Annotated in this window: 18 protein-coding genes; 5 read left to right on the forward strand and 13 right to left on the reverse strand. The window is 63.7% G+C overall.

Features of this window, described 5'->3' with window-relative positions; genetic code table 11:
* Positions 1-244 precede the first annotated feature (244 nt).
* The 7 genes from L0U84_RS30370 to L0U84_RS30400 form a co-directional block, all read right to left on the reverse strand.
* Positions 245-1957: a SulP family inorganic anion transporter gene (locus L0U84_RS30370; RefSeq protein WP_233855759.1), complete on the reverse strand. Its 1713-nt coding sequence runs from the start codon at positions 1955-1957 to the stop codon at positions 245-247.
* A 661-nt stretch (positions 1958-2618) separates the two neighbouring features.
* A complete protein-coding gene (locus tag L0U84_RS30375) occupies positions 2619-3671 on the reverse strand; it encodes a LacI family DNA-binding transcriptional regulator (RefSeq protein ID WP_233855760.1) in 1053 nt (350 codons plus the stop codon).
* A gap of 45 nt (positions 3672-3716) precedes the next feature.
* Positions 3717-4877 (reverse strand): ABC transporter ATP-binding protein, encoded by a 1161-nt coding sequence (locus tag L0U84_RS30380; RefSeq protein WP_233855761.1) that lies wholly within the window; start codon positions 4875-4877, stop codon positions 3717-3719.
* A 3-nt stretch (positions 4878-4880) separates the two neighbouring features.
* Positions 4881-5798, reverse strand: coding sequence for a carbohydrate ABC transporter permease (locus L0U84_RS30385; protein ID WP_233855762.1), 918 nt, complete (start codon positions 5796-5798; stop codon positions 4881-4883).
* Positions 5795-6751 (reverse strand): carbohydrate ABC transporter permease, encoded by a 957-nt coding sequence (locus tag L0U84_RS30390; protein WP_233855763.1) that lies wholly within the window; start codon positions 6749-6751, stop codon positions 5795-5797. Before L0U84_RS30390 ends, L0U84_RS30385 begins: the two co-directional genes overlap by 4 nt.
* Positions 6752-6759: 8 nt before the next feature.
* On the reverse strand, positions 6760-7998 hold the full coding sequence (locus L0U84_RS30395) for an ABC transporter substrate-binding protein (RefSeq protein WP_233855764.1): 1239 nt from the start codon (positions 7996-7998) through the stop codon (positions 6760-6762).
* A gap of 93 nt (positions 7999-8091) precedes the next feature.
* The gene (locus tag L0U84_RS30400; protein WP_442794060.1) at positions 8092-9510 is read right to left on the reverse strand and encodes a GH1 family beta-glucosidase; all 1419 of its coding nucleotides are present in this window, start codon (positions 9508-9510) and stop codon (positions 8092-8094) included.
* A gap of 316 nt (positions 9511-9826) precedes the next feature.
* Here L0U84_RS30400 and L0U84_RS30405 point away from each other — a divergent pair, with 316 nt between their 5' ends.
* Positions 9827-10591, forward strand: a complete 765-nt coding sequence (locus L0U84_RS30405; protein ID WP_233855765.1) for a hypothetical protein — start codon at positions 9827-9829, stop codon at positions 10589-10591.
* Between the two features lie 74 nt (positions 10592-10665).
* On the opposite strand, the gene L0U84_RS30410 is transcribed toward L0U84_RS30405, so the two are convergent.
* Positions 10666-11946, reverse strand: a complete 1281-nt coding sequence (locus L0U84_RS30410) for a methyl-accepting chemotaxis protein (RefSeq protein ID WP_233855766.1) — start codon at positions 11944-11946, stop codon at positions 10666-10668.
* Positions 11947-11959: 13 nt separating this feature from the next.
* On the opposite strand from L0U84_RS30410, the gene L0U84_RS30415 reads away from it, so the two are divergent.
* Positions 11960-12157, forward strand: coding sequence for a hypothetical protein (locus L0U84_RS30415; RefSeq protein ID WP_233855767.1), 198 nt, complete (start codon positions 11960-11962; stop codon positions 12155-12157).
* A gap of 180 nt (positions 12158-12337) precedes the next feature.
* Here the strand turns inward: L0U84_RS30415 and L0U84_RS30420 are convergent, their stop codons facing one another.
* The 3 genes from L0U84_RS30420 to L0U84_RS30430 all read right to left on the reverse strand — a co-directional run bounded on the left by L0U84_RS30420 (position 12338) and on the right by L0U84_RS30430 (position 17738).
* Positions 12338-12493, reverse strand: coding sequence for a hypothetical protein (locus L0U84_RS30420; RefSeq protein WP_233855768.1), 156 nt, complete (start codon positions 12491-12493; stop codon positions 12338-12340).
* An 82-nt stretch (positions 12494-12575) separates the two neighbouring features.
* On the reverse strand, positions 12576-13820 hold the full coding sequence (locus L0U84_RS30425; RefSeq protein WP_233855769.1) for a DUF1479 domain-containing protein: 1245 nt from the start codon (positions 13818-13820) through the stop codon (positions 12576-12578).
* 159 nt (positions 13821-13979) lie between these two features.
* Positions 13980-17738 (reverse strand): ATP-binding protein, encoded by a 3759-nt coding sequence (locus L0U84_RS30430; protein WP_233855770.1) that lies wholly within the window; start codon positions 17736-17738, stop codon positions 13980-13982.
* 229 nt (positions 17739-17967) lie between these two features.
* Here L0U84_RS30430 and L0U84_RS30435 point away from each other — a divergent pair, with 229 nt between their 5' ends.
* The 3 genes from L0U84_RS30435 to L0U84_RS30445 all read left to right on the forward strand — a co-directional run bounded on the left by L0U84_RS30435 (position 17968) and on the right by L0U84_RS30445 (position 20931).
* Positions 17968-18351 (forward strand): nuclear transport factor 2 family protein, encoded by a 384-nt coding sequence (locus L0U84_RS30435; RefSeq protein WP_233855771.1) that lies wholly within the window; start codon positions 17968-17970, stop codon positions 18349-18351.
* Positions 18352-18452: 101 nt separating this feature from the next.
* A complete protein-coding gene (locus L0U84_RS30440; RefSeq protein WP_233855772.1) occupies positions 18453-19400 on the forward strand; it encodes a lactate/malate family dehydrogenase in 948 nt (315 codons plus the stop codon).
* Positions 19401-19452: 52 nt separating this feature from the next.
* A complete protein-coding gene (locus L0U84_RS30445; RefSeq protein WP_233855773.1) occupies positions 19453-20931 on the forward strand; it encodes a DASS family sodium-coupled anion symporter in 1479 nt (492 codons plus the stop codon).
* A gap of 203 nt (positions 20932-21134) precedes the next feature.
* On the opposite strand, the gene L0U84_RS30450 is transcribed toward L0U84_RS30445, so the two are convergent.
* Together L0U84_RS30450 and ftrA are read right to left on the reverse strand one after the other, a co-directional pair.
* The gene (locus tag L0U84_RS30450; protein ID WP_233855774.1) at positions 21135-22352 is read right to left on the reverse strand and encodes a DUF2252 domain-containing protein; all 1218 of its coding nucleotides are present in this window, start codon (positions 22350-22352) and stop codon (positions 21135-21137) included.
* A gap of 125 nt (positions 22353-22477) precedes the next feature.
* The gene (ftrA, locus tag L0U84_RS30455) at positions 22478-23437 is read right to left on the reverse strand and encodes a transcriptional regulator FtrA (protein ID WP_233855775.1); all 960 of its coding nucleotides are present in this window, start codon (positions 23435-23437) and stop codon (positions 22478-22480) included.
* Positions 23438-23528: the final 91 nt, after the last annotated feature.

Raw genomic sequence — 23528 nt, forward strand, 5'->3', positions numbered from 1 at the left:
CCTCGCTAATACCCGCTCTCTTGAAGGAAGCGCCAGGCAAAGTTCAAGATTATCGGCATCGGACCAACACCATCCGCTCTGGATATCGGCAACAGTCATTCAAAACTGAAGCGGCCGCCATTCGACGCAACCGCGGTACCAAGATCCGTCGCCCGGCCAGATCGGCCATTTGAACAGCTGTCCGGGTGGGCAGGCGCGCGAGCGCGCGACACACATGGCGCCCCGACGCCGCGCGACGCGCCCGTTACGGCGCCCCCTTCACCTGCTCATGCGGCTTCTCCACACCGGCCATGCTCAGCGCCTCGTGCAGCGTGCCGAAAATACAGCGCTCCTCGACGATCGGCGTGATGCCATGCCGATCCATATCCGAGCGCAGATAGCGATTCACCCGTGCAAAGATCACCTCGATTCCATTGCGCTTGAGCGCCGAGCACAACTCGCCCACCGAGCGCGCCGCCGAATAATCGACATCCGTAATCGCGCTGGCATCGACGACGAACCAGCGCACCGCGTTCGGTGCGTGCTCGATCAGGCGGCGCGTATCATCGACGAAAAAATGATCGTTCGCATAGAACAGATCGGCGCCGAAGCGATAGACGATCAAGCCCGGCGCGGTCTCGATGCCGGGCACCGCCGGCACCGGCACCCACATGCCGTCGCCATTGGGCGCGAGCAGCATCGTGTGCGGGCGGTAGCTGTGTCGCACGTGACGCAGCAGCGATAGCGCAACCGCGACCAGAATGCCGTGCTCGACGCCGATCAGCACGACCGCCGCCGCCGTGAACAACGCCAGCGCGAATTCGCCGGGACTTTCGCCGCGAATCGACCACAGAGACTGCACATTGATCAGCCCGACCGCGATCGTAAACACGATGCTCGCGAGAATGCAGTGCGGCAGATACTGCAGATAGCGGCTGAAAAACAGCAGCACGACCACCACCACCGCCGCGAATACGAGCTGCGCAAACTGGCTGCGCGTGCCGGCGCGATCGGCCATCGCGGTCTGCGTCGGGCTGCCGTTGACGACGAACGCGCCGGAAAACGCCGCCGCCGCGTTGGCGGCCGCGATGCCGAGCAGGTCCGCGTTGGTATCGACCGGCTCGTGATAGCGCTCGGCGAACACCCGGCTCGCGGCGGCGCTTTGCGCGACGATCATCACGAAGCACGACGCGGCGACCGGCACGAGATCGAGCATCTGCTGCCACGTCACCGACGGAATCGCCAGCGGCGGCAAGCCGCCCTCCACCGGTCCGAGGATCGAGATGCCGTGCGCGGCGAATCCGTACAGATCGCTCGCGGCAATGCCCCCGACGACCGCGATCAACGACACCGGCAAGCGCGGCCAGAAGCGCTTGCAGACGAGAATCGCGGTCACCACGAGCAGCGAGATCGCCAGCGTCGGCCGATTGATCTGCGCGGCCTGGCTCACGACGAGCAGCAGTTGTCTGACACTGCTCGCCGCGTGTCCGGGCACGCCGAGCATGTCGCCGAGCATCGCGATGCCGACCTGCACGCCGACCCCGGCGAGAAAGCCGACCAGCACCGTGCGCGACAGGAAATCGGCGAGAAAGCCGAGCTTGAAGATGCGCGCGACGAGCAGCAGCGCGGCCGTCAGCAGCGCGACCATCGCCGCGAGCGACGCGTATTCGGCGCTCGACGCGGGCGCCATCGTCGCCAGACGGCTCGCGAAGATCGTCGCGGTAGCCGAATCGGCGGCGACGACCAGATGCCGCGACGCACCGAAAAATGCGAACGCGACGAGCGGCAGAAATACCGTGTAGAGCCCGGTGACGGCCGGCATGCCGGCAATGCGCGCATAGCCGAGCACCTGCGGAATATCCATCGACGCAAGCTGCACACCGGCCAGCGCATCGCGCGCCGCCGCCAACCGGCTCAAAGGAAGAATGCCCTTCAGCACGCTGGCACGTGCCGCCATTTTCTGCAGAGAATCTTGCATATGCGATGCCGACCCAAAACGAAGCTAATCGCGCATCGTGCCGCGAACCGGCATGCCAAGGCAAGTCTTGACGAAAGGGAGAACGGGCTATTGACGAAAACGAAATAGAGAAAGCAAATAGAAAGAAAGCAAACGGTTGCTCATTTCAATCTGCCGACAAACTAACTTGCTGCTAATCGCCAAGCGAAAATCTCCACGGCGCGTAGCGGCGGCAAAAACGCCCGAGAGAAACTAACGTTTGAACTGCCCTGTCTGCGGATCCACATGGCGCGCAAAACCGAACAGCGCAGCGATACAGATCGGACAGGCGATCAGAAAGATGGCCAACATCACACTCACCCCGTAACAACTTGTTACCAGGAAGTTTAGAGAAATTTGAAGTAAGTTTAATGAGGGAAAACCGCAAAGCACTATTGCGACGGATTACGTCGACCTTAAAAAGACCGTCACATGCGTCAGTAAAAACGCGAATAATCGCACGACGCCGCGCGTGAATAAACGCATGCAAATGCCGCCATGATTTTGACGAAAGCCCCGCCGCGCATGGCCGGTAGCTACGCCCCTATTTCGGTCACAGATCTGCGCACGGCGGGCGTAGCGCAACTGCCATGGCGCGCGTCCGCGCGCCAGGCATCACACCGCTACGATTAGGCAAACGCTTCTAGCCCTTGGCGCCGCGCGCATTTTTCTTCTGCATCGGCGCTGGCCCGACCGATTCGCGCATCGTCACGCTGACGGGAAACTCGCGGAAGATCTCCCACGTGGTGGCGTAACACTGGTTGATGAGCCAGCGCACCGCGTTTTGCGTCAGCTCCGCTGTCGGAATATGCACCGACGTGAGCCCGGGCGCCGCGTACGCGGCCGAGTAGTCGTCGTCGTAGCCGATCACGGAAATGTCGTTCGGCACCGAAATGCCCGCCTGGTGAAAGCGCGCAAGCACGCTGACCGCCATCGTGTCGTTCGCGCAGAACAGGCCGGTGACGCGCCGCTGCGTATCGAGCAGCTTCTGCGCGGCCGCATAGCCGCCTTCGTGCGAGAAGTCGGATTCGATCAGCGTGACGTCGTCGCGCGCAATGCCGGCTCGCGCGAGTTCGGCGAAAAAGCCGTCGATCCGCATCACGTTGTCCGACGCGGTAGCGGGCCCGGAAATCACCGCGATGTCGCGATGCCCGTGATCGAGCAGCGTGCGTGCCGCGAGTTCGCCGCCGCGCCGATGGTCCGCGCTGAACGACGCGTCCGGCAACTGCTCGAACGCGCGATTCAGGAACACCATCTTCGGATGCATGCCATGCAGCATGATCAGGTCTTCGTCGTGCAGATCGTGGCTGATCACGACCACGCCATCGCAATCGCGGCCGATCAGAAAGCGCACCGCCTCGATCGCCTGCTCGCGCGGCGACACCTCGCCGCAACCGGTCGCGACCACGACGTGCCGCCCCACCGCGCGCAGCTCGGTGTCGGTCTGCTTCAGAATCGTGCCGTAGTAGGAACCAAAGAAGGTCGGCACGAAGATGCCGATGATGCCGAGTTGCTGCGTCGCCATCGCCCGGCCGATCGACGACGGGCGAAACTTCAGCGCCTCGATCGCCGCCTTTACGCGCGCCGCGGCATCGGCGGAAATCGGTCCCTTGCCGGAAATGGCTCGTGAGGCGGTCGACATGCCCACGCCGGCCAGTTCCGCGACGTCCTTGAGTGTTGCCACGCGGTTCTCCATCAAGCCTGTCTCGACGAGCCGCTTTGCGTGACACGCGCCGCGGCGTTATAAGCGCGCGCCGCTCGCTTCGTCGAATAGCGAGACATGCGCGGCGTCGAACGAGAACGCCACGGTGTCATCCTCCGCAATCGGCGCTTTTGTCTGATCGATCGACGCTATCTGTTCGCCATGATAGTCGAGCCAGATCACGCGGTGGTTGCCCATCGGCTCCATCAGCGAAACTTTTGCGCGCTCGCTGGCGCCTTCCGTGATATGCACGTCTTCGGCGCGCACGCCGAGCACGCAGGGCACACCGTGCGCCGGCGCCTGCCTGAACTCGTACGCCGACACGTCGATTCGCGCATGCCCGGAGCAGAAGTGGAGCGCGCCGTCGCGCGTTTCGAGCGTGCCCTTCAGCAGATTCATCGCCGGCGAGCCGAGGAACGTTGCGACGAACAGGTTGTTCGGCCGCGCATAGACCTCGGCCGGCGTGCCGAACTGCTGGATCACACCACCGCGCATCACGGCCATGCGGGTCGCGAGCGTCATCGCCTCGACCTGGTCGTGCGTCACGTAGATCATCGTCGCGCCGAGGTTGTGATGCAGCTGCTTCAATTCACGGCGCAGCTCGGTGCGCAGCTTCGCGTCGAGGTTCGACAGCGGCTCGTCGAACAGGAACACGTCGGCTTCGCGCACGATCGCGCGGCCGATCGCGACGCGCTGCCGCTGTCCGCCCGACAACTGCGACGGCTTGCGTTTGAGCAGCGGCCCCAGTTGCAGCATTTCCGAGGCGCGCGCGACGCGCCGCGCGATTTCCGCCTTCGGCGTGCCGTTGATGCGCAGCGCGAACGACAGATTGCGCTCGACGCTCATGGTCGGATACAGCGCGTACGACTGGAACACCAGCGCGATGCGGCGATCCTTCGGATCGGCCCACGTCATGTCTTCGCCCGCGATCTCGATGCTGCCGTCGCTGACGTCGATCAATCCGGCGATGCTGTGCAGCAGCGTGGATTTGCCGCAACCCGACGGCCCGAGCAGCACGACGAACTCGCCGGCGAGCACGTCGAGATCGAGGTTCTCGATCACCGTGTTCGAGCCGAGCTGAATCGTCAGATTGCGGACCGCCACATTGGCGGGATGCGCGAGCGCCGCGGCGTCGGAAGCAGCATCCGCCCTTGCACCCGGCACGCTGGCCGCATCGATCGTATTAGCCATGTCTGTCATGCCTTACCCCTTGACGGCGCCCGACGCAATGCCGCGCACGAACCAGCGGCCCGATATGAAGTAGACCGCGAGCGGCACCATCGAGGTCAGAATGGTCGCCGCCATGTTGACGTTGTAGAGCCGCTCGCCGGTCGTCGTGTTGATGATGTTGTTCAGTTGCACCGTCATCGGCAGATTCTTCGTACCCGCGAATACGAGGCCCAGAATGTAGTCGTTCCAGATGTTCGTGACCTGCATGATCAGCGCGACGACGATGATTGGCGTCGACATCGGCAGCATCAGCTGGAAGAAGATGCGCCAGAAGCTGCCGCCGTCGATGCGCGCGGCCTTGAACAGCTCCTGCGGAATCGACGCGTAGTAGTTGCGGAACAGCAGCGTCATCACCGGCATGCCGAACATCGTATGAATCAGCACGATGCCGGGCAGCGAGCTGAACAGATGCACGCTCGCGAGCACGCGCACGAGCGGATAGATCATCACCTGCACCGGAATGAACGCGCCGACCAGCAGCACGCCGAACAGCAGACCCGCGCCGCGCGGCCGCCAGAACGACAGCGCGTAGCCGTTGATCGCGCCGACCATGATCGACAGCACCGTGCTCGGCGCGACGATGCGCACCGAGTTCCAGAAGCCGACGCGAATACCGTTGCAATCGAGCCCGGTGCAAGCTGACTGCCAGGCGACGCTCCACGCGTCGAGCGTGAAATGCATCGGAAGCCCAAGCAGATTGCCGAGGCGAATCTCGCTCATCGGCTTGACCGACGTGACCAGCATCACGTAGAGCGGCAGCAGAAAGAACACCGCCGCGGTGAGCAGAAACGCGTAGATGCCCAGACGCGCCGGCGAGAACGCCGCGCGGCGAGGCCGCGTGCGTGCGCGCTGTGGCAGGCCGCCTTTGAGCGTGGAATCGAGCGTGTTCATCCTCTCTCCCCGCGCAGCGCCGCGCGGCTGCGTGCATAAAAGAACGGCGCGAGAACCGCGAGCACCGTCGCGAGCAGCACGATCGACGCAGCCGACGCAAGGCCGATGTTCGCGCGCCCGAACAGATAGTCCATGATGAATTTGGCCGGCACTTCGCTCGCGGTGCCGGGGCCGCCCTGGGTCATCGCGACGACCGCGTCGTACAGCTTCACGACCATCACGAACAGCAGCACGAACGCGGTCGAGATCGACGGTCCGAGCATCGGCACCACGATGCTCGCGTACACGCGCCAGCGCGGAATGCCGTCGATACGCGCGGCTTTCCACAACTCTTCGTCGACGCCGCGCAGGCCCGCGAGCAACAGCGCCATCACGAGGCCCGAAGCCTGCCACACGGTCGCGATCACGATCGTGTAGATGACCCAGTCCTGATCGACGATCCAGTCGAAGCGCGCATGCGGGAAGCCGAGGTTGCGCAGCACCTGCTGCGCACCGAACGACGGATTCAGAATCCATTGCCACACGAGCCCGGTCGCGACGAACGACATCGCGTACGGATACAGAAACACCGTGCGCAACGCGCCTTCCGCGACCACCCGCTGATCGATGAAGATCGCCAGCAGCAAGCCGATCACCATGCACGCGATGATGAAGCACGCGCCATAGATCACGATGTTCTGCAGCGACTCGAGCCAGCGATCGTTGTGGAACAGCCGCACGTACTGCGCGAAGCCCACGAAGTCGTTGGAAGGAAACGTGTGCGAATTGCTGAGCGACACGCGCGCGGTCCAGACCATCGTGCCCAGGTAAGTGAACACGACGGTCAGGAGCATCGGCAGCAAGGCCAGCCAGACCGCGATCGAAAACCGCCGGTTCAGCGGTTTATGTCGCGGCTTGGGTTGCGACTTGCCGTGTGGTTTCGAACCCTCGGCTGGCAGCTTGAGCGCGTGCATGGCGAGGCCTATCCCTTCAACGCGCTGGCGAACGCTTTCTGCGCGTCGTCGACGGACTCGTTCTTGTTCCAGAAGTTCGTCACGACGTCAGTCAGCGCACCCTGCGTATCGGGCGACAGCAGCATTTCCGGATTCGGCAACTGGCGCGACTTGTCCTTCATGATCGCGATCCCCTCCTTGGCGCAGATGTCGAGGCTGCTTTCGTCGACGTCACCACGGATCGGAATCGAGCCCTTCTTCGCGCTGAACGCGACCTGCGCGGACGGCGAGGTCATCACCGTGGCGAGCAGATTCTGAGCCTTGATCGCCGACGCGTTGTCGGTCTTCGGGAACACGAACACGTCGCCCGCGACCAGATACGGCGAATGCGCACCGAAGCCCGGGAAGCAGCCGAAGTCCTTGCCCGCCGTTTGATTGGCCGCGACGAACTCGCCCTTCGCCCAGTCGCCCATGATCTGCACGCCGGCCTTGCCCGAGGTGACGAGCGCGGTCGCGTCGTTCCAGTTGCGGCCGGGCGAGCCCGGGTCGACGTAATCGTGCAGCTTCTTGAACGACACGAGCACCTTCTTGAACGCTTCGGAGTTCACCGCGTTCTGATCGTGATCGCGATAGACCTTCATATACAGGTCCGGGCCGCCCACATCCGCGAGCACCGCGTCGAACGTGATCTTCTCCTGCCACGGCTGGCCGCCGAACGCGAGCGGAATCACGCCCGCGCTCTTCAGCTTGCCGAGATCGGCGACGAACTCGTCGTAGCTTTTCGGCTCGCTCGTGATGCCCGCTTTCTGGAACACCGGTTTCGAGTAGAAGAACCACGCCGGCATGTGGATGTCGACCGGCGCCGCGTAGAAATGGCCCTTCACGCGGATGCTGTCGAGAATTGACTGCGGGAAAATGCCGTTCCAGTTTTCTTTCGCGGCGACGTCGTCGACGTTGTTCAGGAGTCCCTGATCGATCAAATCGTGAAACTGCTTCGACGTATTGAACTGGGCGGCGGTGGGTGGATCACCACCGACGATGCGGTTGATCGCGGTGGCGCGCGCCTGGTCGCCGCCCGCGACCGCGTTGTCGACCCATTGGCCGCCGGCCTTGTCGTACGCGACCGCGAACTGCCGAATCGCGGCCGATTCGCCGCCAGAGGTCCACCAGTGAATTACGTTAGCCTTGAGCGGCTCCGCGTGCGCGACGACGCCATACAGCGCCAGTGCCGCAACTACGCCTCGCAAGACCATTCTGTTGCTGTTCATTCCGTCTCCTCCAGGCTTAGTGCCCGTGTGTCAATCGAAATACCAACCAGCTCCACCCGGTTTTACATCGTTGCAACGTCGTTGTGATTGTGTTTATTGCGCCTGCGCATTGCGATCTTCGAGGAATTTCGACACCAGCTCCGCGCTGTGCTTGATCGTGCGCTTCTGCGTTTGGTAGTCGACGTGCACGATGCCGAAGCGCCGCTCATAGCCGAAAGCCCATTCGAAGTTGTCCATCAGCGACCACAGGAAGTAGCCGCGCACGTCGACGCCCGCCTTGATCGCCTGATCGACCGCGGCGAGATGGCGCTTCAGGAACGAGATGCGCTGCGCGTCGTCGACGCGGCCGTCGATCACCTCGTCGTTCGATGCCATGCCGTTCTCGGTGATGTAGATCGGCGGCAGATTCGCGTAGGTATCCTTGAAACCGATCAACAGATCGCGGAGACCGTCAGGGTAAACCTCCCATCCCATCTGCGTACGCTCGACGCCTGCGAGCGGAACGTCCTTGAAACCGTGCCCGCCGTCGCTCGCCACGTTGGTGCGGAAATAATAGTTGATGCCGAGGAAATCGAGCGGCGTATTGATCGTCTGCAGGTCGCCTTCGAGCACGAGCGGCTCGGTTTGCGGCCACAGTTCGAACAGGTCTCGCGGATACTCGCCCTTGAACAGCGGATCGAGGATCCAAGCATTGTGCTGTACTTCGAACAGTTCCGCCGCGCGCCGGTCGGCGGCGCTGTTGCTGTTCGGCGTGCCGCGCCCGACGTTCGCGACGATGCCCTTGTGCGAGCGCGGGTCGTTCGCGCGCAGCGCCGGAATCGCGAGGCCATGCGCGAGCAGCAGATGATGCATCGCCTGGGTGGCGTAACGCAGCTTCGAGAGCCCCGGCGCATGATGGCCGTTGCCGTAGCCGAGGAACGCGGAACACCACGGCTCGTTGAGCGTCGCCCACGCGTCGACGAGACCGTGCAGTTCGCGGCTCATCAGATCCGCGTAATCGGCGAACCGGTACGCGGTTTCGCGATTGAGCCAGCCGCCGCGATCCTCCAGATGCTGAGGCAGATCCCAGTGATACAGCGTGACGAAAGTGGTGATGTTCTTCTCTTTGAGCCGTTCCAGCAGGCGCTTGTAGAAGTCGAGCCCCTTGCGGTTCGGCGCGCCGTTTTCGTCCATCACGCGCGGCCACGCGGTCGACAGCCGATACGCTTCGAGGCCGAGGCCCGCGAGCAGGTCGATGTCCTGTTCCCAGCGATGATAGTGATCGCACGCGACGGCGCCGGTGTCGCCGGCCAACACTTTGCCCGGGGTGGCCGAGAAGGTGTCCCAGATCGACGGCAGGCGGCCGTCTTCGTTGATCGCGCCTTCGATCTGATACGACGCGGTAGCCGCACCGAGCAGAAAGTCCTGGCGCCACAGCGACGAATCGGCGGCGGGTGTGAACGGATCGGTATGCGGGTTGCCGTGAGCGTTTTGTTGGGCCCCGTCGATGACTGCGGGTGCGTCGTTTTCCACGGATTCTCTCCTGCCTTGAGGTCGTTGAATCGGGTGTGGTGGAACTCGAGGCGCTCGCGTTCGAACTTACTGTGAACGCTTAAGTGGAAGCGCTTCCACACTGTCCAGCGAACGATAGCAGCGGGGAAATCGGCGCAGCAATCCGGGTTTGTCTGGAGAGGGTTTCTGGCATCCGTGCGAGGGTGATGCGGAGCGCATCAGCGCGCAGTTCATGCAGCGACGCCTATGGGACCAAGGTCCAATTGTACGAAGATGCGCGGCCGTATAGGGTGAATGTGCAGCATCGTTTCGTCTGCGAAATATCGCGGGGTGCGCCATGGAATATTCAATGACGGCGAGCACTATTACCTCGACATTGCGGCCCAAATTCCGCCTTGGGACCCTGATATTGGTTGTCCCGGCTATGCTGCTCGGAGGCTGTGGAGGCAGCGTCAGCCCATCCAGCACGACGTCCCAACAACCGGTTTCGGTGCCGCTCCAGGCAGCCGTCGCTGCCGAGGTGGAGAACGGCACATCGACCGCGTTCTCCGTTGGCGGCACGATGGACAACGTTCCCATTACCGGTTCGGGAACGCTCGTCGACTCCGCGCCCACGGCAGCAATGTTCAACGGTGCAGCGGTCCTTGCAACCGCCGAAACCTTCACCGAGACCGTGGTTGAGAACGGCACGTCCATGGCGATCACGGAGACGAAACAGGTCCTCACCAATCCAGCGACCTTTGCCGAAGTCGGTGCGATCAACAGTGACGGAACGGTCGATGTGATTCCCCCCTACACGTACCCACCATCCGTCGTGCCGGGCGACTCCGGTACGCTTGCCACGGGCACGGAGTATTCGGATAAGACCCAACAGCAAGTCGTCGGCTCGATCGAAATTTCTTACGGCGTGGCGTCCGACACCTCGACCACCGATGTGGTCGACATCGATAAAAAGGTGAAGGACAAAAACAATAACGAAATTAAGGATGACGACAAGAAAATTCGCGTCGACAAAGACGGTAATTCCAAATTCGTTTCGGAGAAGGAAATGGAATCACACAACGGGCACCAGGACAATTTCGACGACGAGGACAAAGACTAGCCCGCCAGCTGGCCAATCCGCTTTGTTGCGTGCCGTGCCGACCAACACCCGGCTTCGAGCGGCCGACTTCGCGCTCAATCGCTGCGCTTCGGCATCAGCCCATCGCCACGATTCACGCTGCACTGAACCGCCCAGCGGCCGCCCAAAGCGGGCGCAATGTAGCCTATTTTTTCCACCGGTTGCTTCGTGACGGGGTGCCGTCCGTTGAATTCGATCCAGCCACCGCCTTGATCGACCGCGCGCCAACTGGCTTCCCGGATCGCGGTCTGGTCGTCGCCCGGCAGCGCGTCTTGACGCAGTTTGCCCGCCTTGCCCGGATCGGAGCCGAACGCACGGAAATAGTCGTCGCGGTCCGCAACCACGATGTACAGGTCGCGATCGTAGAAGCCGCCCTTCGGGTCGTGGAACCGGCGCACCGCGTTCTCGGCTCCCTCGGTGTCGACCAGTCGAGCCGCACGCTCGGCCATGGCTCGCGCTTCCTCGGCACAGCCTTGTCGCAGCCGGATATATTTGACGCCGTCGCTGAGCCGATCGGCGCGGGCCTGCATCAGGCTCGCCGTTTCCACCGACCCGCCGACCATCTGACCGTTGCGCTGCGTGATGCCGTCCAGCACCTCGACCGCCTGAGCGATCTCCTGCAATCCCGCCGTCTGCTCGTTGCTCGAGCGGGCGACATCGCGCAGCAACGCGGCCACCTCGCTGACCGCATCGACCGCACGCGCCAGCAGATTCCTGCTGCCTTCGATGGCCTGCACCCCGTCGGTCACCTCGTTGCGGGAATGCTGAATCAGTTTCTTGACCTCGCCGGCCGCTTGCGCGCTGCGCTGCGCCAAGGCGCGCACTTCGGCGGCGACCACGGCGAAACCGCGACCGTATTCGCCGGCCCGGGCCGCCTCGACCGCGGCGTTGAGCGCAAGGATATTGGTCTGGAAGGCGATGCCGTCGATCACACCGAGTATCTCCCCCATCTCGCGCGAACGCTGCTCGATGCGCTCGATGCTCTCCACCGATGCGCGCACCGCCGCCTGCCCCGCGACCGCATCGGCATGCGCGCGCGTGGAGCGCTGATCGGCCTGATGCGTCTGATCGGTGTTGTAGCGCACGGCTTCCAGCAAGGCTCCGAGCGACGCACGGGTCTGTTCGAGGCTGGCGGCCTGCGACTCGGTACGCTGCGATAACGAGGTCGCATGCTGGGTGGCCTGGGCTCCGCCCATCGCGATCAACTCGGCTTCGCTGCGGATGCGCGCCACCATTTGCGACAACTGGTACGCGAGCAGGCGCCCCTGCTCGCCGAGCGCCGCCAGTTCGTCACGCCCCGGCAACGAGACGATCACGAGGAATTGCGCCAGGCCCAATGCGGCGCCATAGATGCCGAAACAGCCGGCCGCCGCGACGGCGCCGATCGCGCTGAGCGCGGCAATCGTCCACTGCACGCGCAGGTTCCAGCGCCGCAAGGTCCACTTGAGAGGGAGCGACAAAGATGATGCGGGAGATGACCCGGCGGCAACGTGTGGCGTGTTTTTATTGGTCGACATGGAATTGCCTCACCGTATTTTCTGTCTCTGATTGCTAGCGGGGTGCGTCAGAACGCAACCCAGGCGAACCTCCGTCTCCGCGAATTCGCTGTGCGCGGCGCTCGCCGCAAAGCCAGAATCGCGCGGCAATTCTGCCATGAGGGCAAATGGCGCGGTTATCGGAAACGCCCGCATTTCACTTCTATTTTATTTATCGGGCGTATGCGCTCGTCTATGGCTTATGGTCTTCGCGAGCGGGGTCGATGTCGGGATCGAGCGGCCGCTCATCCGGGTCCTGCGACGGACCGACGTCGGGCAGATCCGTCTGCACGACGTCGGACTGATCCGGCCGGATCGGGTTTTCATCCTTGTTCGGTGTGGTGGCCATGGCCGGTCCTCCTTGGGTCGTCGTCATGCTGGAGCAGCAGCAAGTTCTGCTCCCGCTCCAGAGGCGGCCACACCCTTCCCGCTCACAAATCGAAGCCCATTTGCGAACGACCAAGCTCGGTGAGATCGTCCGCCGTCGCGCGGCCGGCGAAATCGACTTCGAAATGATCGGCCGGAAAATCCGGCGGGCTTTTACCTTCCAGAAAGCTCGGCAGTTGCCGCTTCAGGTACGCATCGTTTTTCGCGCAGGCCGGCAGCGAAGCGATATACATCACGTTGCTATAGCCGTTGCCGCGATGCGCGTCCTCGACCGCGTGAATGACGTCGCTATGCCAGAACACCGTGTCGCCCGCCTGCATCAGCGGAATCGACGACAGCGCGTGAAACAGCGGCGCGTGATACTCGGACTTGATCGACAGCGCGCGACCCGGCATCGCTCCGCAGAGATCGTCTTCAGCGACATCATCCTGAAGCGCGCGCAACAGGATATAGACCATCGAGTTCGCCATCGGCACCAATTGCAGCGTGCCGTCGCCGGGACCCTGCGGGGTCAGCGCGGTCCAGCCTTGAAACGTACGGAACATCGAGCAGACCGCCGGCGAAGCGATCTCCTCGACGTCGGTTCGCCACGCTGCATCGAACGGATCGTAGTCGCGCCAGTGGCCCGAGAACACGTGGCGATAGACCTTGCGGAAGTTCGACTCGATCCAGCGCTCCACCGAACCGCCATCGCAATGCGCCGACAAGCCGAGCGATTCCGATCCGGGCGGCCGACGACGCAGGCGGTCCGCATACACCGGCACATGGTTCGGGTCGAAATGCACGCGCCCTTCGCTTTCGGTGCGCCACAGCCGGTTCAGGAACACGCGGGCCTGCGTAAGCGCGCTCGACTGACGCGCGAGCACCTGCGGTTTCGACCAGTACACGCCGTAGATTTGCGGCTTGCTCGACGCGAGCTGACCGAAGTACTTGTCTTCCGCGCGATTCAGCAGCTTTGCGTCGAGGTCGTTGCGCTCGACGTAGTCGGCGATGTCCTGATCCCACTGCTCGGCCAGCGACCGGTCGAACACTTTGCGGATCACACAGGCGCCGCGAGTTTTGATGAGCGCGATCTGCTCGTCGGTGACGCGGTTCGCCACGATGTCGGCGAACTGGATTTCCGGAATGACCGGCTCGCCCCGGTCACGCAGCGTCGCGATGCGCTCCGCCTCCTGCGTCATCGCCGCGTCGACCTCGGCGAATACTTCGCGGTAGTTCGGCAGCATCTCGCGCAGTTCGCGCTTCGCTTGACGGATGGCTGCCGGCAGGTCGTCGATTTGCAAGGCCATTGCATCGTCTCCATGGGGTTTCCGATGCCTGAAGCGTACGCGAACGAGCGACGCGTGCGTGATACTTTCCGGCCAAAGATTTGACGATTTCAGACATTAAAGCCGCTTTCGAAAATGTGGATTTCGGCCGCGCACCGGCCGGCAGTCCGAATGGGTGGGCTAGTCAGCGAGCAACGTCTGCAGGCGGGCAAATTCCACCGGCTTCAGCAGGTGCGCGGCAAACCCGACTGAGTGGGCGCGCGCCTTGATCTCTTCCTGACCATAGCCCGTCAGCGCGATCAGACGCACGTGCTGCAGGCCAGCCTCCTCGCGGATACGCCGCGCCAGTTCGAATCCGTCGATTTCCGGCAGACCGATATCGAGCAGAATCACGTCCGGCTGAAAGCGTTGCAGCAGCGAAAGCGCGTCCCGGCTCGAATACGCGGCCTCCACGTCGTGACCATCGTCTTGCAGCAGCGTGGTCAGCACGTCGGCGGCGTCGCGATTGTCGTCGACGACGAGGATGCGACGTGCTGGAACCGGCCCCTGCTTTTCGGGCGCGCCGAACGCCGTGCCGGCCTTCGCAAGCGGCAGCCTGATTTCAAACGAGGCGCCCTTGTCAGCTCCGTCGCTATGGACAGCGACCGAACCGCCGTGCATCTCGACCAGCCGCTTGACGATCGCGAGACCGATGCCGAGGCCGCCTTGCGAGCGGTCGAGCATCCGCTCGCCTTGCGCAAACAGATCGAACACCTTGGGCAACGTCTCAGCCGGGATGCCAATGCCGTTATCGCTAATCGTCACCACCGCCTCGTTGCCTTCGCGGCGCGTTCTCACGCGGATCTCGCCCGACGGCGGCGTGTACTTCGCGGCATTGGCGAGCACGTTGCCAAGGCATTGCACGAGGCGCTGCGGATCGCCCATCACGGTCAAGGTGCCGGGCCCAGGGAGGATCACGATCGAGTGCCCCTTCTCGCGCACCAGCAACTCCGCGCTCTCGATCGAGTTGCTGATCAGATGGTCGAGCCGCTGCGGCGTCCGCCGCAGTTCGATCTTGCCCTGCGTGATGCGGGAGATGTCGAGCAGATCGTCGACGAGCCGGGTGAGCTGGGTGACCTGACGCTCGACGATGTCCGCGGCCCGGCGCGTCCTGGTCGGCTCGACGAGCACACGCTGCAGCAGTTCGGCGGAGCTACGCAGCGGCGCGAGCGGATTGCGCAACTCGTGCGCGAGCATCGCGAGGAACTCGTTCTTCTGCCGGTCCGCTTCCTCGAGCGCGAGCCGCTGCCGTTGCAGCGCTTCCTGCGACTCACGCCGTTCGGTGATGTCCGTCGCCGCGCCGAACCATTCGACGATGTTGCCGTGCTCGTCGAACAACGGGACCGCCCGCGAAGACGTCCAGCCGAGGGAGCCATCGACCCGGATCACAGGATGTTCGAGTTCGAACGGAGACCGGCTGCGGACCGCCTGTTCGATCGCCGCGAGCACACGCGGCTGGTCCTCGGGACGGATGTATTTGTCCAGCCACATCCGGTTGGGACCCGCTTCGTCGGCAATGAAGTTGCGCCCCTGCAGCAGGCGCATATCGCGCCAGTCGGGACTCATGCGATACACCGCGTCGCTGGTTGCCTGCACATAGGCACGAAAGCGCGCCTCGCCTTCGCGCCGCAAATGCGTGAGCTCGAGCAGCGAACCGACGCGAGTCAGCAGTTCGCGCGCATGGAACGGCTTGACGATGTAGTCGTCCGCGCCGGCCGCGAGTCCCTCGATTCGCGATTCCTCCCCGGCGCGCGCGGAGATCATGATGACGGGAATATCGCGCAAGCCGGCATCGTCACGCAGCCGCGCGATCAGTTGGAAGCCGTCCAGCTGCGGCATCATCACGTCGGTCAGTATCAGGTCAGGCCGCACTTCGGCCGCGCGTGACAGCGCATCCCGACCATTGCGAACGACATCCACCGCGTAGTACGGCTCGAGCAGATTGCGCAGGTAGGTGCGCATGTCGGCGTTGTCGTCGGCGAGCAGGATTCGCGCCCCGTAAGTGCGGGCAAAGCGGCCGTCGACACCTTGCGCCTGTTCAGCCGACGTATCGGTCCGTACCGGAACGCCCCGCGTTGCCTCCTCGTCGGGTAGCCAACGCAAGGCTTCGTCGACGTAAGCCCGGGTTGGATTCAGGGCCGACGGCATCGCGCCGCTTGCCCGCAAGTGCTGCGACGGGATGTGCGCGGTGCCCAAAGAAAGCGAAACGCGGAAGGTGCTGCCGACGTCCAGTTTGCTTTCAACTTCGATCGTCCCACCGTGCAGCCGCACGCTCTCCCGCACGAGCGCGAGGCCGATGCCCGAGCCTTCTTCCGTGCGCGAACGCGCGCCCTCGACGCGGTGGAAACGATCGAACAGCTTCGGCAATTCCTGCGGCGGCACGCCCACGCCAGTGTCGATGACTTCGAGAACGGCGTGGCCATCGTTTTGCCTGAGCGTGACGCGCACCTTGCCCTCGAAAGTGAATTTGAACGCATTGGAGATCAGGTTCAGCACGACCTTCTCCCACATCGTTCGATCGACGTAGACCGGCTCGTCGAGCGTGTCGCACTCGACCTCGAACGACAGGCCGGCGCGCTCCATCGCCGAGCGGAAGGAACTCGCCAGGTCTCGCGTGAGCGCGGCCAGATCGACAGGTGCGTAGGAAGCTTCGGCGCGTCCCGCCTCGATACGGGCGAAGTCGAGCAATGAGTTGACCAGTTTCAGCAGCCGCTGCGCATTGCGCTCGGCAACGTCGAGTTGCGTCAGAACCTGCGCGGGGACGCTGTCCGATGCCAACGCATCGGCCAACGGTCCCAGCATCAGCGTCAGCGGGGTACGGAATTCATGGCTGACGTTGGAGAAGAAGGCCGTTTTCGCCCGGTCGATCTGGGCCAGCGCCTCGGCCCGCCGACGCTCTTCCTCATAGGCGTTGGCGCTGGTCACCGCGGAGGCGACCTGGCTCGCGACGAGCTCGACGAAGCTGAGGAACGGCGCATCGGGGCGGATGTAAGCGCCGATGCGTACCACGAGGACGCCCGCGCAGCCAGTGGCGACGTTCGACTTCATCGATACGATGGCCAGCCGATCCGGGCTGCTGTCGGCGGGTCTGTCCAGGACCGGGGTCGCCATGCCGGTCAAATCGTCGTGCAACTGGACTTTGCCGGTGTGAATGGCTTCTACCAGCCGTGCGCCAAATTCGTCCGCCGGTGAATCGATGCTGATTTCCGCTGGCGGCTCAGCGTTTTGCGCGAGGCCGCTCGTGCCAGCGAGCCGCATCACGCCTGCTGCGTCGTCGCACAAATAGAACAGCGCATACGAGATGTCCTTCGCGTGTCCCCCGAGAATGTCCGCGGCATGCCGGCATGCCTCGACGGCGGTTTTCGCCTCGGTCGCATGCGAGCCGAGGTCGCTCAGAATCTTGAGCCGGCGCTCGCTGAAAACCTTCTGGGTAATCTCGATGACGGTTCCGAGGACACCGCCAATACCGCGCGGCGCGCTATCGTCCGGTACCGGGCTGTACGCGATCGTGAAATGACTCTCCTCGGCAAAGCCATGACGATGAACCACCAGTTCGATGTCGTCCATGTAGGTGGCCGGTCCGCCGTTGAACGGCACGTCGACGAGCGGTCCCAACACGTCGAACACTTCATTCCAGCACTCCCTGAATGGCCGCCCGAGAGACTGCCGCGGATGCTTGGCGCCAAGGATAGGCGCGTAAGCATCGTTGTAAATCTGGATGTAGTCGGGTCCCCACCACAACAGCATCGGAATCCGGTTCGCGAGCACGAAGCGTACGATCATGCTCAGGCTCGCGGGCCAGTTCGACGGCGACCCCAGTTCGGTGGAAGACCAGTCGAACTCGCTGACGAGCCGTGCCATCGGGCTTTCGTCGTTCTCGCTTGCCATCGTCACGTCCATCCCGGCCCTCCTCGCCTCGTGTCGCGGATCGCTTCCGGGTCGCCGGAAGGACGTCAAATCTGCGCGCGTCGCGTCTTCGACCGGACATTTTTTTACCTCTGGGGGAGTACTTAGAGCAAGTATCGGACCAGGGATTCCATGGCGCAGACTACGCCACTAGCGGCGAGAAATTCAACGCGACGACCACGCGCGGCTGGTCGAATGCAACACTCGGTTCTGGAGGCGCTCCATGAATGAACAATCGATACGTGAAGTCTTGAACGCACACTGGCGAGCGTCGGCGGACGGCGATCTCGACGCCGAACACGCGATCTACGCCGACGATGCGATCTGCGACTACCCCCAGTCGGGCGAGCGCATCCACGGACGAGCCAATTTGCAGGCCCTGCGAGGTCATCATCCCGGCAAGCCATCGGGCTTTGCAATCAGGCGAATGCAAGGCGAGGGCAATCTGTGGGTCACCGAGTACACGATCGACTATCAGGAGCGCATCGCTTACACGGTCAGCGTGATGAAGTTCCGGGAAGGCAAGGTCATCCACGAGACCCAGTATTTTGCCGATCCGTTCGAGGCGCCGGATTGGCGCAGTCAATGGGTCGAGCGGACCGCGTGAAAACGCGCCGCGGCCATGTAGGACCAAGGTCCGATTGAAGCGAAACGTCCGCGTGCGACCATGATTCCGAGGGCTGAAGGCCGAACTGGACGAGGTATGCGATGCGGCAGGCCAAGATCGTTATCGTCGGTGCGGGGCTGGTCGGAGGATCGGCAGCCCTGTTCGTGGCGTTGGCCATTCCGAGCGCGAAAGTCGTCATCATCGACGTCGCGCGGGTGCGCGCCGAAGGACAGGTTCTGGATCTCGCCCACGCGGCGGCATTCTGGGGGCACAGCCGTTTTCGCGCGGGGGACTACGAAGACGCGCGTGACGCCGACATCGTCGTGATCACGGCCGGCGCCGGCGTCAAACCCGGCGAGACTCGCCTGCATCTTGCCAGAACCAATGCGGACATCGCGGCCGGAATCGTCGCGCGCATTGCGCCGCTCGCGCCCGACGCCATCTATCTGATCGCGACCAACCCGTGCGACGTGCTGACCGGCACCGTGTACGACCAACTGCGTTGCGAGCGCGAGCGCGTCATCAGCACCGGCACCTCGCTCGACACCGGCCGGCTGCGCTCCCTGCTGTCCGAGCGCCTCGGCGTGGTGGCCTCCGCGATTCACGCCTACGTGCTCGGCGAGCACGGCGAATCGGCGGTGATCCAATGGTCGGCCGCGACGGTCTGCGGCATGCCTCTCGAAACCTTCCTGACAAGGAACGGCAAGGAGCTGGGCCCCGCCAGCAGGGATCTGATCCTGCGCTCCGTTCATGAGGCGGCCAAGCTCATCAAGGAAGGCAAAGGCGCCACCCATTACGGCATCGCCAGCGCGATAGGCAGGATCTGCGAGGCCATCGTGCACGACACCGATCTGATCCTCACGGTTGGCATCGTTCAGCCCGAAGTGGAAGGCATACCGGACGTGTGCGTGTCGCTGCCCATGGTCGTCAATGGCGAAGGTGCGCGCTTGATCGCCTATCCGGAACTCGACCCTGTCGAGCGTGAGGCCCTGCTGGGCAGCGCGCGCATCGTCAAGGAGGCGACGCAAAGCGTGCTCCACGAGCGCTGACGCTTTCCAACGCACTCCGAAACTACCCAGCAACGCCGGCACGAGGTCCATCATGGCTCCCACACCCGCGAAGGCTTCACAACCCCCCAGCTCCCCGCCCACCACGCCGAAGCCCTCGGTCGGACTGCCGGCCGGCGTCTGGAAATATCTGGTGCCGATCGCGGTCGGCGTCGTGCTGTGGTTCCTGCCCGCGCCCGCCGGCCTGCAGCCGAAGGCCTGGCACATGTTCGCCGTGTTCGTCGCGACCATTGCCGGCATCATGACCGCCCCGCTGCCGATGTCGGTGGTGGCCATCATCGGCTCGACCATCGGCGTGCTCGTCGGCGTGCTGTCGTTTGCCGACGTCACCAAATCCACCGGCACCGACCTCGTCTGGCTCGTGATGCTCGCGTTTTTCATTTCACGCGGCGTGATCAAGACCGGCCTTGGCCGCAGGATCGCGCTTCTGTTCATGCGATTGTTGGGAAAGCGCACGACCGGGCTCGGCTACGGTCTCGTGTTGACCGAACTCGTGATCTCTCCCGCGATGCCGAGCATCACCGCGCGCGCGGGCGGCGTGATGCTGCCGATCACGCGAGCCATTTCCGAAGTGCTGGGCAGTCACGCCGACGACCCGCAATCCCGCGCGAAGGTGGGACGCTATCTGATTCTGTGCGCTTTCCACGCGAACATCATCACGGCGGGCATGTTCATCACGGCGATGGCGGGCAATCCGCTGGCGGTGAAGCTCGCCGCGGACCAGGGCGTCTCGATCAGCTGGCTCGACTGGGCGTTGGCGGCGTCCGTCCCCGGTCTGCTGTGTCTCGCCGTCATTCCGATCTTCATGCTTTGGATCGCCCCGCCGCAGGTCAGACGCACGCCCGACGCGACCGACCTCGCGCAACGAGAGCTTGCAACGATGGGCCCGATCTCGGTCAAAGAAATCATCATGGCGTGCATCTTCGTCGGGCTGCTGGTGCTGTGGGTGTTCGGCGACGATCTCGGCGTCGGCGCAACGCTCGCGGCGGCGATCGGCGTTTCGCTGCTGTTCATCAGCGGCGTGCTGACGTGGCAGGACGCGCTGAACGAGAAATCCGCGTGGGACACGATGATCTGGATCGGCCTGCTCATCATGCTGGCCTCCAAGCTCAACGAATACGGTATGGTGAGCTGGTTCGGCAAGGAATTCGGCCAGCACCTCGCGGGCTTTCCGAGGCTGGCCGTCTATATGCTGGTGGCGGCGATCTACGTCTACATTCACTACTTTTTCGCCAGCGCCACCGCGCATATCAGCGCGCTGTTTCCACTTTCGATGGCACTGATGGTCGCCGCCGGCATCCCGCCCTTCGTGGCCGCGGTCGCCCTCGGGATTCTGAGCAACGTGAACGGATGCCTGACGCAATATGGCATCGGCTCAGGTCCGGTGATGTTCGGTGCCGGCTATGTGACCCAGGGCGAATGGTGGAAGGCGGGCTTCTTGATGAGCCTGTTTTACATGGTCGCGTGGCTGGTGGTTGGGCCGCTTTGGTGGAAGATGCTGGGCCATATATAAGACCACACGACTTTCGGCGCGCGGAGCATACGGCTCGCGCGCGTCGAGAAGCACGCACAAACTATTCACGCGATGTCGCCAACGGAAGTCTGGCGATCAACTCGTCGAACACGACGCGAACTCGCCTCGATATCGGGCCGCGTTGCGGTCGGTAAACGTAGAGTTTCCAGGGCTCTGGATCGAGCCGAGGTAATGGCGACGCTTCACTTGCCCGCGCCGCTCGCCTCGAAGGCCCCCCGATCGTAAGCCTCGCAATAGGCCTTCCAATCCGTTGCGACCTGGGCGTCGCACTGGGTCGCAAGATCGATCAACGGCAGGTGCCAATCGCGCCGACTGCCAAACGCGATCAGATCATCCGCGATCGCCGACTTCTGCCGCCCTCCGCTGCGCAGATGCGCCCACGCGCTCAACTCGGCCATGCTGTTGATCACTGCCTCGAGGCGCGGCAGCTTGCCGTCCCAGTCGGCAAGCGCAACCCGATCTTCCGACGGCTGCAAACTCCGCAGCACATAGGAGCGCCGGTTGAATTCGACCGCGTGCAAAAAGGCCTGCGAGACGGCCTGATTGCGCCTCTGCACTTCGACGACACGCTGCGCCTCGGTCTGCCACTTCGGCTGCGTTGCCGTTACGTGCGCACTCACCGACGATGGCAGCGACTCTTTCAGATCGATCAGGTAGTTGCCATCGGGCGAGCCCTTGCCCTCGACCAGAATCACGTAACGATCGACACCGAGGCTGCCCGTCCCCGCGATGCGCCGCGCGACATCGAGCGTGCGGTAGAACTCGGGATTCGGCTCCGCCGCCGCGAACTGCTGCATGAACTGCACGACCGCCGCGCGCCGTTCGTCGCTGACGGGCAGCGCTTTCTTGCCGTCGACCTTGAGCATGCGCGTCTTGCCCTTGAGCACGGTGCGCCTGTCGAGATGCGCGGCACGCGTGCGGCTCGCGAGCGCGACGAACAGATCGCGGACCATGCCGTTCGCGGTCTCCGCTTCGATCCAGCGCGACTTGCCGAACGCGAGCGCAGCGCCGTAGGCATCGAGCGCTGTGTGGCATAGCGCGAGCGCTTCAGCGCGGCTCAGCTTCAGGTCGCCTGCGCCGACCAGCACGCTCGTCAACAGACGCACGAGCTCGTAGGGAACCGGCGCCAGACAGGCTTCGTCGAAGTCGTTGTTGTCGAAATAGACGAGGCGATTGTCGCCCTTGTAGCTGCCGAAATTCTCCAGGTGCATGTCACCGCAAATCCACACGTGCGGCGCGTCGTCGAGCACCTTCGCGCGCGGCAGACGCTGATAGAACAGATGACAGGTGCCGCGCAGAAACACGAACGGCGAGCCGCGCATGGCCTGGTATTTCATCGCGAGCCGTTCGGGGTCGCGTCCGGCGTTGAAACTGTTGATGATCTTTGCGATATCGGACATAGCGGGTTCCGTTCAATGAGCAGGCTCGTCGTGAGCTTCATGCCTGCTGCTGTGACCTCGGCGCGTGCCGCGAATTCAATGCAGGTTCAACCCGCATGCAGCGAAGTGACCAGCGCCTCGCCCCCTCACCTCTGCTCGCCAAACCTGCGCCGATACGCCCCCGGACTCGTCAACGCGATCCGACGAAAATGCCGCCGCAACGACTCCTCCGACCCGAACCCCGCCAACTCGGCGACACGCGCCATCGGTAGCGGCGTCGCCGCTTCGAGCAACTCACGCGCAAGCGCGACGCGCTCCCTGACGAGCCATTCATAAGGCGCCATGCCGGTCGCGTCGTGGAACTGCCGTTGCAGCGTGCGCGGGCTCATCGCCGCGCGCCCGGCGAGCGAGCGCAGCGTATGCGGCTCAGCCGCATGGCTGCGCACCCAGTCCATCAGCTTCGCGATACGTCCGCTTTCGTCGTGCGGCATAGGACGCGGCACGAACTGAGCCTGGCCACCCTCTCGATGCGGCGGCACCACGAGCCGTTGCGCGACGCGATTCGCGACCGCGCTGCCATGATCGCGCCGCACCAGATGCAGCAGCATGTCGAGCCCGGCCGCCGATCCCGCCGACGTGATCACCTGCCCTTCATCGACATACAGCGCATCGGGCTGCACGCGCAGTTGCGGATAGCGCTGCTGCAACTTGTCCGCATAGCGCCAGTGGGTCGTCACGGTCTTGCCGTCGAGCACGCCGGCCGCCGCCAGCACGAACACGCCCGAGCAGATCGAGCAGAGCCGCGCGCCGCGCTCGTAGGCCGCGCGAAGCTTGCGCAGCAGCGCGGCCGGCGGCACTTCGTCGGCATCGCGCCAACCCGGAATCACGATCGTGTCGGCGCTCGCGAGCAACCGCAGCGTGTACGGCGCGGCCAGCGTGATGCCGCCCGCCGCGCGGATCGGACCGGGCTCGGCCGCGCAGACCGCGAAGCGATACCACGGCACGCCGAGTTCGGGACGCTCGAGCGCGAACAGTTCGGTCACGCAGCCGAATTCGAAGGTACAGAGCCGGTCGTAGGCCAGCGCGACGACGAGATGATTGTGCATGGCGCGATGTTACCGGAGATTGACGATCACGCCACTTACCGGGCGACCCGCCGCCCGCCACAATCGACCGTGCCTGAAACGTCTGACACTC

This window comes from Paraburkholderia sp. HD33-4, from assembly GCF_021390635.1.
Classification (GTDB): Bacteria; Pseudomonadota; Gammaproteobacteria; order Burkholderiales; family Burkholderiaceae; genus Paraburkholderia.